This is a genomic window from Centipeda sp. (in: firmicutes) (genome assembly GCF_057271695.1).
This window is the reverse complement of record NZ_DBHIVL010000077.1, coordinates 1-10,767: the sequence shown is the minus strand read 5'-3', so window position 1 is coordinate 10,767 and position 10,767 is coordinate 1. Positions and strand designations below refer to the sequence as shown.

Genomic DNA, 10,767 nt, shown 5'->3' with positions numbered 1-10,767 from the left:
ATAATTATGACATCCTATATATGGCGCATTATAGCATAAAGTCCGCGAAAAAGAAATGAAAAAGAATGGCTTTGATGTTATAATGGAGAAAATAGATGTTGGATGTGATTGCTTTTGCTGAATGATATACAGATTGGTCGTTATCTGCCTGGGGATTCGTTTCTGCATCGTATGGATCCGCGGGTGAAGATGGTGCTGCTTTTTTTCTTCCTGCTGCTCATTTTCTTTGTGGAAAATGCGGCAGGGTTTCTTGCGCTCTCCGCTTCTGTTGCTCTTTTGATGGTGTTTTCGGAGGTTCCGCTCGGGATGCAGCTGCGCTCGATTCGACCGATCCTCTGGATTGTACTGTTTACGTTTGGCGTGCATCTCTTTATGACTCCCGGTGTGGAGGTCTTCCGTGCCGGGCCGTTGAGCGTGACGTGGGAGGGGATTGCACGCGGGTCGTACATCTCGCTGCGCCTTGTGCTGCTCATTCTGCTCAGTACACTGTTGACGCTGACGACGAGTCCTCTGCGTCTGACGGACGGGCTTGAGGCTCTGCTCTCGCCGCTGCGCCGTTTTCATGTGCCCGTGCATGAGCTCTCGATGATGATGACGATCGCGCTGCGCTTCGTCCCGACACTTCTGGAGGAGTTGGATCGCATCATGAAGGCGCAGAAGGCACGCGGGGCGGACTTTGAGCGCGGGAACATCATGCAGCGTCTGCGCGCGGTCGTGCCCGTGCTCGTGCCGCTCTTTCTCTCGGCATTTCGCCGCGCAGATGAGTTGGCTCTCGCAATGGAGGCGCGCTGTTACCGCGGCGGTGAGGGGCGCACACAGATGAAGGAACTGCGGACGGAGCGGCTCGACTATGTGGCGATTGCCGTGTTTGCGCTCGGAGCGGCGGGGATCTGTGCCGTGAGTCTCGGGGGGCTGTCCATTGCGCCCTGAACATGTGGAGCGGATGAAGGCTCGTGCGCGCAACATTGCGCTGACGGTTGCCTATGACGGGACGAACTACCACGGCTTTCAGCGTCAGACGCCGCCCGTAGTTGCGGTGCAGAATGTGCTCGAACGCGCACTTGCAAAGGTCTGTGGGGAGGATGTGGAGCTCGCCGCAGCGGGACGCACGGATGCGGGGGTACACGCCTACGGTCAGGTGGTGAATTTCTTCACGGACGGGCGGATTCCCGTCGATCGCTTGCCTCGCGCGGTGAACGGGCTCCTGCCGCCCGATATTGTGGTGAAAGAGGCGTGGGAGGCAGGGCGCGACTTCAGTGCGCGTCACAGTGCGACGGGAAAGGCGTATGTCTACCGTTTGGAGGAGTGTACTGTTCCGAATCCCTTTACGCGCAGCTATGCGTGGCAGATCTTTCAGCCGCTCGATTACGATGCGATGCGTGCGGCACTTGCCCTGCTCGTGGGGACGCACGACTACTCCTCGTTTCGTGCGGCAGGCGGCGTACCGATGTCACCTGTGCGGACGCTTGATGAGATTCGGCTGACGGAGGAGGGAGCGGGGCGGCTCTCTTGCTATCTGCACGGCAACGGTTTTCTCTATCACATGGTGCGCAACATCATGAGTACGGTGGTGAACGTCGGTCTTGGTCGCATCTCGGCGGAGCGATTCGCTGCGATCTTTGCCGCACGCGATCGACGGCTCGCGAGCCCGACCGCCCCTGCGTGTGGGCTCTATCTGCTCTCGGTGGACTATGGGGCGGATGATCTGAGCGATGTAAGGGGGTGAGCCCTATGGAACGCGAGGCGGCACAGCGGCTTGTCGCAGAGGCTGCGCGTGAGGTGCGGCGGGGTGCATCTGCGGAGGGAACGAGCGGCAGTCATGTCGTCAAACTCGTCAATGCTATTTTGGACACCGCACTCGCCGAGGATGCGACGGACATTCACCTTGAGCCGATGGGCGGCAGGCTGCGCATCCGTATGCGTGTGGACGGTCTTCTGCGGGAGCGTCCGATTCAGTTCCCGTCGGAGCTTGCGCCTGTCATCATTGCACGGCTCAAGGTGATGGCGGGGCTGGACACGGCGAAGCGCAACCGTCCGCAGGACGGGCAGATCCGCTACCGCATGGGGGAGCGCACGATTGATATGCGCGTCGCCGTGCTCCCCGTGGTGGATGGCGAGCGGATGGTTGTGCGCATCATGGATGCGGCGGAGCGATTCCTCAGCTGCGCGGAGCTGGGCTTTACGCCGCGCAATCAAGAGTTGTTCGAGCAGCTGATCCGCCGCCCGACGGGGCTGCTCCTCCTCTGCGGTCCGATGAACTCGGGCAAGACGACGACGCTCTACGCCGCGCTCTCTGCACTCAATGAGCCGAGCTGTCACATCATGACGCTTGAGGATCCTGTGGAGCGGCGGATCGAGGGCATCAGTCAGTTTCAGGTGAATCCGGAGGCGGGTCTGACGTTCGTAGCCGGACTTCGTGCGGCCCTGCGACAGGACGCGCAGAAGATTCTTCTCGGGGAGATTCGCGATCGTGAGACGGCGGAGATGGCGGTGCGGATTGCGCTCACAGGACACGCACTCTTTTCGACGCTGCACACAGAGGATACGGTCTCAGCGGTCTTTCGCATGATCGAGATGGGCGTGCCGCCCTATCTGCTTGCAGCAACGCTGTCGGGCGTGATTGCACAGCGTCTTGTGCGGCGTGTTTGTCCGTACTGTTGTGAGGAATGCGCTGTCCCCCGCGGTTCGCGAGAGCAGGCGCAGCTTGGCGGGCTCTATCATGAGGGGATGTCTCTGGTGCGGGGGCGCGGCTGCGTACATTGTCACGACAGCGGCTACCGTGGGCGTATGGCGATCCACGAGATTCTCCCCGTGTCGGAGCGCATCCGTGGTGCGATTCTGGATGGGCGCGACAAGTCATCCCTGCGCGCTGCGGCAGTGGAGGACGGTATGGAAACGCTGTGGCAGGACGGTACGGCAAAGGTGTTGGCGGGGGAGACGACCCTCGCGGAAGTGGAGCGGGCACTCTATGGATGAGCGGGAGAGGCTGGCGGATGTTCTGCGCCGCATGATTGCGGCAGAGGCATCCGATCTGCACATTGCGGCCGCGCAGCGCGTGCAGATGCGGTGCGACGGTGTGCTTATGCCGGAGGAGTTTGTACCAACGGCTGCCCTGATGGAGCAGCTGACGAAACGGATGATGTCGGAGGAGCAGCGCGCCTTGCTCTCCGTATGCGACGTTGATTTTTCGTGGCTCTATGAGGGGCGGCGTTTTCGCGGAAATGCCTACCGTATGCAGGATGGTGTCGGTATTGCTCTGCGTCTTCTGCCCGCACGTATTCCTACTCCGGAGGAGATCGGGATGCCCGAAGGACTGCGCGGACTTGCCGCAGCGCGGGACGGTCTCGCGCTGATCTGCGGTGCGACGGGGGCGGGAAAGACAACGACGCTCGCCTCTCTGATGGAGCAGATCAATCGCACGCGGTCTGTGCACATCATCACGCTTGAGGATCCGATCGAGTATGTCTTTCCGTCGGCGTGTGCATTTCTCAGTCAGCGCGAGGCGGGGCGCGACTTTGCGGCGTTCCCCGATGCCGTGCGCAGTGCGCTGCGTGAGGATCCCGATATTCTGCTCGTCGGTGAGATCCGCGACCGTGCGACGATGGAGGCGGCACTGATGGCGGCGACGACAGGCGTCCTCGTCCTCGGGACGCTGCACACGCGCGGTGCGGCAGAGACACCGCTGCGCGTGGAGAGTATGTTTCCGCCGGATGTGCGCGATGCCGTGCGGGCACAGCTTGCCGATGTCCTGACGGGCATTTTCGCGCAGCGTCTCCTGCCGCGTCGCGGCGGGGGACGTGTTGCCGCATTCGAGGTGCTCATGGCAACGCCCGCCGTACGGAACATTCTGCGCCAGGGCAGCTGTTCGCAGCTTGCGTCCGTGATGATGAGCGGAGCGGCGCAGGGGATGCAGACGGCAGAGATGGCGGAGGCGATGCTTAGAGCGAAGGGGTTGCTCGCATGAAGAAGTTTTCGTACCGTGCCTGTACGTCGGAGGGCGTGGCACTGCGTGGAACTCTCGCGGCGGCGTCGGCATCCGAAGCAGTGCGAGCTCTTGCTGCAGAGGGAAAGACTGTACTTCGTCTGCGGGAGCAGCGTGATTTCCGTCTGCCTGATGTTCTGCGCTTGCAGCGCGGTATCACGACGGAGGAGCGAATCGCATTCCTGCATGAGCTGGCGGCTCTCCTCGGCGCGGGACTGCCCGTCCATGAAGCCTTGGCATGTCTCTCCGAAGGGGAACGGGCGACGGCGTACACGCGGATGACAGCGGCACTCTATCGGGAGGTGGTGCGCGGTGTGCCGCTCTCCCAGGCGATGGAGATGCAGGGAGCGGCGTTCCCTGCAAGCCTGATCGGAATGGTGCGTGCGGGTGAGGAGAGCGGGATGCTCGAAACGATCCTGCACGATGCGGCGGATGTTCTCACCGAGGAGCATGTCCTGCGTGAATCCCTGCGCAGCGCGCTCGCCTATCCGCTCTTTCTGCTTGCGGCGACTGTTTTTTCGATGCTCCTCATGACGGTGTTCATCCTGCCGATCTTTGCCGCGCTCCTGCGTGATTTTGGTACTGAGGCACCGCTGCCGACACGGATGATGCTCGCGCTCTCGGATGCTCTCGCGGCACATCCCTATGCGCTGACCGCTGCTGCCATCGTGGGCTGCCTTGCCGTTCCTCTGCTGCTGGCACAGCCCGTACTGCGCCTTCATGCCGATGCAATGCTCCTGCGCATCCCCGTGCTGGGGACGTTTCTGCAGCTCGCTATGTGGCAGATGATCCTGCGGACGCTTGCGATTCTCCTCCGGAGCGGTATTCGTCTGGATCGCGCTGCAGCACTTGCGCGCGCGATGACGGGAAATCGTGCGCTTGCCGATCAGCTCGGGCGGATGGAGCGAAACCTCGTCGAGGGGCGTACGTTTGCACAGGTGATTGCACACGCGCCGTATGTGCCGCAGATTCTGCGCGGAATGCTCGCAGCAGGGGAGGCGGCGGGAGAACTGGAACGCCTCCTGCAGTACGGAGCGGATTACTGCCGACGGCGTGCGGCTGCATACAGCGCACGCATGGAGGCTCTGACCGAGCCCGTGATGATCGTCGTCGTTGCCGCGCTCATCTTCTTTGTCGTGCTCTCTGTTCTCCTGCCGATTTTCGATACGATGGATGCACTGATGTGAACAAAAATGGGACTTCTTGAAGTTACACGACTTCAAGAAGTCCCATTCGTTTATTTCCGTCGACGCAAACGCTCGTAGAAGAGCGAGCAGCACATACACGCAGCGAAGATGAGCATTAGATCGCACTGGTACGTCCATGTTCCGACCACACCGCCAAAGGACATGTGCTCAAAGAGTATTTTTTCGTAGATATGCGTTGTGATAAAGGCGTGTACACCTGCCATGATGAGCAAAATGCCGAGTACGTTATAAACGTGCGTCATAAATGAGGGGCTCTGCAAGTGCAGATGACGTAATATGCCGTTCCAGATCGCTCGCCAGTGGAAGCCTGCGTGTACGCCGACGATGATGTAGAACAGGACGGCGGCACAGAGATGCGTTGCGTGGACGTAGATGGATGTAAGCCCCCGCAGTCGAACGATGGGCACGGCATAGAGCGAAATGAGGATTCCTGTCACAATCACAACAACGAGGAGTACGAGCATGATGCAGTTGACGATGTTGAGCATTGTGACTTTGAGCCGCAGCGTAACGAGTGCCCTGAGATAGCGGCGCTCAAAGAAAAGATGTATTGTGCCGAGTAGGAGAAAGACAAGCCCCAGATACTCGTGCACGGGCTCTGTGGTCAAAAGGCGATTCGGGAGAAAGAGGAGAGCCGTCCAGATGAACAGATAAAGGAATATGCGCATCAGTTGGTATACCCCAGCGAGGAAAGCCAGTTGGCAACCTCGAGCTTTGCCTGATCGGGATTGTCATGCACGAACTTCCCATGAATTCCAAAGCCCGGTTTTATCTGCGCACCCTTTGCAAAGTGCGGGATTTCTTCTTCCATCCCGCTCAGAGTGTTGCCCGAGCTTGTGCAGAACGGGATAATCGTCTTACCCGTGAAATCGTAGCTTTCGAGGAAAGCATAGACGGGCATCGGCAGATCGTGATACCAGATCGGATAGCCGAGGAAGATCACATCGTATGCATCCATGTCCTCTACACGTGTGGCAAGTGGGGGACGCGCCGACGATGCCTGTTCCTCCTTGGCGACCTTTGTCACCTCCTGATAGTCGGCAGGATAGGGCGTGACCGTTTGTATCTCGAAAATTTTGTCCGCGTGTGTGATTTCCGCAATCTGCTCCGCGACAATGTGTGTGTTGCCCTTCTCGACCACACCGACCTCGAAATTCTCGCCTGCGCGCGAGAAGAATGCAACAAGCACGCGTTTACCCGCGAATTCCGCAGGTGGATGAACGGAGTGCGAGATGTCGAGCGCAGCTGGCTGCTCATCCCTGTTCTCGCTGATATCCGTACTTGTACTCCCGCATCCGACGGCAACAAGGAGCAGTATTGAGTACATGATAATAACGATTTTTTTCACGACAATCCCCTTTCTGTTTTGAATATTATATAGGAAAAAAGAACTAAACTCAACGACTTTTCGCACAAAAAAGCGGGGCTGTTGCACGCAAGTTTTTGACTTCGTGCAATAGCTCCGACTTTCTGCTGTCGCTTATTTCCCTGTAAAGGTGAATTTTGCTCCCTGTGTGAACGATGGAATTGTCGACCCTTCGACCTCGATTTGTCCGGGCATCGAACCTTTTGCGTTGAAGAGGAGAGTGCAGTGACCGCTCTCGCGGATGGTGTCATTTGCATTCTCGCCGACACGCACGATCTTGTACTTTTGCTTTCCGATCGTCAGCGTGTCGCCGGCAACGAGATCGCTGGTCAGCTCGCTTGGCGTATGCTCGATGACCATTTCGGCGAGGTTCGGATGTGCGCCCTCGTCGAGCAGGATGACGCTGTTGTTGCTCTCAAGGAACTTGCGTGCCAGCTTGCCGATGGCGGTGACGGTGACTTCATATTTTACACTCATGGTAATGCCTCCCCGGATCATGCTCCGAATTTCCCAATGATTTCTTAAAATATTCTACCACAAGCGTCTCCCATTGTAAAATCTTTTCGTATACGCGCGCATTGACAAGTGAAAAGGAAATGAGTACACTTTTTATGGAAGGAATCTAAGGAAGCACTGATAAATTCAGCCGCATCATCATTGACGTATCTTTTTTGTCCGTTTTTGTCGGCAAATCCTCCACATAGCCCTTGCTGTGCGTCCGGTTTGCCTCCTTGTTCGGACGAAAAATCTACGCCAATCTGACGGACTTCATTTTATCAGGGATTTTCTAAAAATGGGGAGATTCCAAGATGAAAATTTTATAGGGGGGACTTGATATGCAGGACATTCGTTTGGACAGTCCGCTCAAGGGACGTCTGATCCCACTCTCGGAGGTGACGGATCCGGCGTTTGCGAGCGGTGCGATGGGGCGGGGTGCGGCGATTGCCGATCCTGAGGGGCGTGTGGTGTCACCGGTGGACGGCGAGATCACGGTGCTCTTTGGTTCGAAGCACGCCATCGGCATTCACTCGGCGGACGGGGTGGATCTCCTCATCCATGTCGGTGTGGATACGGTGAAGCTTGAGGGCAAGCATTTTACGGCGCATGTCGCGCAGGGAGACACGGTAAAGCGCGGACAGCTGCTGCTTGAGTTCGATCCCGAGGCAATCCGCGCGGAGGGGTATGAGACAACGACACCCGTGCTCGTGACGAATGCAGCGGACTTTGGGAAGATCACGTTCGCACTTGGTGATGCGGAGATCTCCTCGGGCGGTGATGAGCCTGCCGAGGAAGCACCTGCGGCAGATGCTTCGGTAGACGATGACATCGATCCGAATTTGCCGAAGGAGGAGCGCGTTGCAAAGCTCATCTGGAAGTATGTCGGCGGCACGGGCAATGTTCGCAGTGCCGAGCACTGTGCGACGCGTCTGCGCCTCATCGTCAACGACAAGTCGATCATCGACGAGAAGGCGATTGAGAACATCGACGGTGTGAAGGGGCAGTTCTTCGCCGCCGCACAGTACCAGATCATCCTCGGCACGGGCTTCGTCGACAAGGTGTTCGACGCATTCGTCGCGGGCACGAATCTCGTGGGAGCGGTGAACAGCAAGCAGGAGGCGTACGATCAGATGACGCCGCTGCAGAAGGTCTCGCGCACGCTCGGCGACGTGTTCGTTCCGATTATCCCCGTGCTTGTTGCCACGGGTCTTTTCATGGGACTGCGCGGTGCGGCGCAGAGTCTCGGCGTCGAGATGAGCGACAATCTGCTCCGCATGAGCCAGATTCTCACCGATACGGCGTTTGCGTTCCTGCCCGCGCTTGTCTGCTGGTCGACGATGAACCGATTCGGCGGTACGCCCGTCATCGGCATCGTGCTCGGTCTTATGCTCGTTGCGCCCCAGCTGCCGAATGCATATGCGATTGCGGCGGGCGATGCCGTACCTCTCTCGATGGACATCCTCGGGATTCCGATCCCTGTCGTCGGCTATCAGGGCTCTGTTCTGCCCGCACTCGTGCTCGGCATCTTTGCCGCGCGTCTCCAGAAGTGGTTCAAGACCTTCGTGCCCGACATCATCGACCTCATCGTAACCCCGTTCCTGACACTGTTCGTCTCGATGCTGCTGGGACTCCTCATCATCGGCCCCATCATGCACACGCTTGAGATTGGCATCTTCGGTGCGGTGCGTGCCTTCCTGGAGCTTCCGTACGGCATTGGCGGTTTCATCGTCGGCGGTGTGCATCAGGTCATCGTCGTATTCGGCGTGCACCATGTCTTCAACGCGCTCGAGGTGCAGCTGCTCGCATCGACGGGGCTTGACCCGTTCAACGCGATCATCACGGGTGCGATCGTCGCGCAGGGCGGTGCTGCGGTCGCTGTCGCGGCGCGTACGCACGATGCAAAGAAGCGTGCGCTCTACATCTCCTCGGCGGTTCCCGCGTTCCTCGGCATCACAGAGCCGGCGATCTTCGGTATCAACCTGCGTTTCATGAAGCCGTTCATCTACGGTCTCGTCGGCGGCGCGTGTGCGGGCGCGATTGCGGGCTTCCTGCATCTCGCGGGCACGGGCATGGGCATCACGGTGCTGCCGGGCACGCTGCTCTATCTTGACCACCTTGCTGAGTACGTTCTCGTCAACGCAGTCGGCTTCGGCGTGGCATTCGGTCTGACCTTCACCTTCTTCCGTCCTGAGGAGTGAGCACTGTGGAGAAATTTGACAAGCGGGCAATCGACGCGCGGCTTGCGGAGGGATTCCCCTTCACGCACCGCTGGCACAACCGCTTTCATATCGAAATGCCGTTCGGTCTCATCAATGATCCGAACGGGATGACCTACCATAACGGCGCATATCACATCTTCTACCAGTGGAATCCGTTCGGCTGCGCACATAAAAATAAATCATGGGCGCATACGAAGACAAGGGATTTCTGCACCTACAGCATCCCGCAGCTCGCACTCTGGCCGACGGACGAGCACGACAAGGACGGCTGCTACTCGGGCTGCGGCACGGAGGAGGACGGGCATCTGCGCGTCCTCTATACCTGCAATGCAAAGGATGAGAAGGGCAACCGCAGCTCTGTGCAGCGGTTCGGCACGTTTACCAAGGCTGCGGGCGCGGTCAAAAAAGAGGAGATCATTATCGACGGCCCGCCTGCGGGCTTTACGGCGCATTTCCGCGATCCCTATCTCTTTGAGCGGGGCGGCGTGCGCCATCTCATCATCGGTGCACAGACACGGGACGAGCGCGGCTGCGTGCTCGTCTACCGTGAGGCACCGATCCGTTGGGAATGTCTGGGTGAACTCCGCACGCAGCTGAAGGACTTCGGCTATATGTGGGAGTGTCCGAACCTCCTGTCCTTCGGCGACAGTGATGTGCTTGTCTTCTGTCCGCAGGGCGTGGAGGCGCGTGCCTACGACCGCCAGAACGTCTATCAGGCGGGCTACATCGCGGGACACGCCTCGATGGATGCGATGGAGATGCTCATGCACGGGCGGTTCAAGGAGCTCGATCACGGCTTTGACTTCTATGCGCCGCAGATCCTCACACACGAGGGGCGGCACATCCTCATCGGCTGGATGGGGATGCCCGACCGCGAGGAGGACTACCCGACGCGGGAGGAGGGCTGGATGCACAGTCTGACGCTCCCGCGCGTGCTGACGCTGCGGCAGGGGCATATCTTCTCCGAGCCGGCGCGAGAGCTGAAGGCACTGCGCCACCGTGAGACCGAGTGCGCGATGGAGGCGGAGGGGGAGAGCGAGTTCTCTGCGACACTCTACGATCTCACGGAGTTCATCCTCGATCTCACGATGGGGGAGGCGCATACGGTCTCCGTCGAACTCGTCTTCGGACTGGAAAAGCTCGTCTTCCGCTACAATCGTCTGGAGCAGGTCATGACCATCGACCGCACGGGCATGAAACTCGGCGGGCGCGGCAAACGCATCTTCAAGCTGTATGCCGAGGATACGCTCTCCATGCGGGTGTATGTCGATCGCGGTGCCGTCGAGGTGTTCTTTCAGCACGGCGAGGAGGCTGCGACCATCGCCATCTTCCCCGAGAAGAACATTCAGCCGACGCTGCGCGTCTTCTCCGACGTGGACATGAAGCAACTGTCAGGCGTGCTCTGGGAACTTGAGCCATTTCACTACGAAAATATTTGAACCTTGGATGTACAATCTAAGTGCAACACAATTTAACAAAAAAAGGACTCATAAC

11 protein-coding genes are annotated in these 10,767 nt (G+C 58.8%); 7 read left to right on the top strand and 4 right to left on the bottom strand.

Annotated elements, in window-relative coordinates; genetic code table 11:
• The first annotated feature begins 114 nt into the window (after positions 1-114).
• From ACO6BQ_RS10500 to ACO6BQ_RS10480, 5 genes are read left to right on the top strand one after another with little or no spacing between them, the layout of a single operon-like run.
• Entirely contained in the window at positions 115-930 is an 816-nt protein-coding gene (locus tag ACO6BQ_RS10500; RefSeq protein ID WP_489120827.1) for an energy-coupling factor transporter transmembrane component T family protein, read from the top strand.
• Positions 931-943: 13 nt separating this feature from the next.
• Positions 944-1,726 carry a tRNA pseudouridine(38-40) synthase TruA gene (gene truA / locus ACO6BQ_RS10495; RefSeq protein ID WP_489120829.1) on the top strand — a complete coding sequence of 261 codons (783 nt, stop codon included), beginning with the start codon at positions 944-946 and terminating at the stop codon, positions 1,724-1,726.
• A gap of 5 nt (positions 1,727-1,731) precedes the next feature.
• On the top strand, positions 1,732-2,976 hold the full coding sequence (locus ACO6BQ_RS10490) for a GspE/PulE family protein (RefSeq protein WP_489120826.1): 1,245 nt from the start codon (positions 1,732-1,734) through the stop codon (positions 2,974-2,976).
• A complete protein-coding gene (locus tag ACO6BQ_RS10485) occupies positions 2,969-3,964 on the top strand; it encodes a type IV pilus twitching motility protein PilT (RefSeq protein ID WP_489120825.1) in 996 nt (331 codons plus the stop codon). Before ACO6BQ_RS10490 ends, ACO6BQ_RS10485 begins: the two co-directional genes overlap by 8 nt.
• A complete protein-coding gene (locus tag ACO6BQ_RS10480) occupies positions 3,961-5,169 on the top strand; it encodes a type II secretion system F family protein (protein WP_489120824.1) in 1,209 nt (402 codons plus the stop codon). Before ACO6BQ_RS10485 ends, ACO6BQ_RS10480 begins: the two co-directional genes overlap by 4 nt.
• Positions 5,170-5,219: 50 nt before the next feature.
• On the opposite strand, the gene ACO6BQ_RS10475 is transcribed toward ACO6BQ_RS10480, so the two are convergent.
• The 4 genes from ACO6BQ_RS10475 to ACO6BQ_RS10460 all read right to left on the bottom strand — a co-directional run bounded on the left by ACO6BQ_RS10475 (position 5,220) and on the right by ACO6BQ_RS10460 (position 7,304).
• Positions 5,220-5,858, bottom strand: a complete 639-nt coding sequence (locus ACO6BQ_RS10475; protein WP_489120823.1) for a DUF4405 domain-containing protein — start codon at positions 5,856-5,858, stop codon at positions 5,220-5,222.
• Positions 5,858-6,538 carry a flavodoxin gene (locus ACO6BQ_RS10470; protein ID WP_489120822.1) on the bottom strand — a complete coding sequence of 227 codons (681 nt, stop codon included), beginning with the start codon at positions 6,536-6,538 and terminating at the stop codon, positions 5,858-5,860. Before ACO6BQ_RS10470 ends, ACO6BQ_RS10475 begins: the two co-directional genes overlap by 1 nt.
• A 132-nt stretch (positions 6,539-6,670) precedes the next feature.
• Positions 6,671-7,033, bottom strand: a complete 363-nt coding sequence (locus ACO6BQ_RS10465) for a PTS glucitol/sorbitol transporter subunit IIA (protein ID WP_489120821.1) — start codon at positions 7,031-7,033, stop codon at positions 6,671-6,673.
• 145 nt (positions 7,034-7,178) lie between these two features.
• The gene (locus ACO6BQ_RS10460) at positions 7,179-7,304 is read right to left on the bottom strand and encodes a secretion protein HlyD (RefSeq protein ID WP_489120828.1); all 126 of its coding nucleotides are present in this window, start codon (positions 7,302-7,304) and stop codon (positions 7,179-7,181) included.
• An 88-nt stretch (positions 7,305-7,392) separates the two neighbouring features.
• On the opposite strand from ACO6BQ_RS10460, the gene ACO6BQ_RS10455 reads away from it, so the two are divergent.
• Together ACO6BQ_RS10455 and ACO6BQ_RS10450 are read left to right on the top strand one after the other, a co-directional pair.
• Entirely contained in the window at positions 7,393-9,252 is a 1,860-nt protein-coding gene (locus tag ACO6BQ_RS10455; protein WP_489120820.1) for a glucose PTS transporter subunit IIA, read from the top strand.
• Between the two features lie 5 nt (positions 9,253-9,257).
• Entirely contained in the window at positions 9,258-10,712 is a 1,455-nt protein-coding gene (locus ACO6BQ_RS10450; protein WP_489120819.1) for a sucrose-6-phosphate hydrolase, read from the top strand.
• Positions 10,713-10,767: the final 55 nt, after the last annotated feature.

What these genes read in the sequence shown, in the direction of transcription:
- truA (WP_489120829.1), top strand. Translation starts at nt 944, where the DNA reads ATGAAGGCTCGTGCGCGCAACATTGCGCTGACGGTTGCCTATGACGGG.
- ACO6BQ_RS10490 (WP_489120826.1), top strand. Translation starts at nt 1,732, where the DNA reads ATGGAACGCGAGGCGGCACAGCGGCTTGTCGCAGAGGCTGCGCGTGAG.
- ACO6BQ_RS10485 (WP_489120825.1), top strand. Translation starts at nt 2,969, where the DNA reads ATGGATGAGCGGGAGAGGCTGGCGGATGTTCTGCGCCGCATGATTGCG.
- ACO6BQ_RS10480 (WP_489120824.1), top strand. Translation starts at nt 3,961, where the DNA reads ATGAAGAAGTTTTCGTACCGTGCCTGTACGTCGGAGGGCGTGGCACTG.
- ACO6BQ_RS10475 (WP_489120823.1), bottom strand. Translation starts at nt 5,858, where the DNA reads ATGCGCATATTCCTTTATCTGTTCATCTGGACGGCTCTCCTCTTTCTC.
- ACO6BQ_RS10465 (WP_489120821.1), bottom strand. Translation starts at nt 7,033, where the DNA reads ATGAGTGTAAAATATGAAGTCACCGTCACCGCCATCGGCAAGCTGGCA.
- ACO6BQ_RS10455 (WP_489120820.1), top strand. Translation starts at nt 7,393, where the DNA reads ATGCAGGACATTCGTTTGGACAGTCCGCTCAAGGGACGTCTGATCCCA.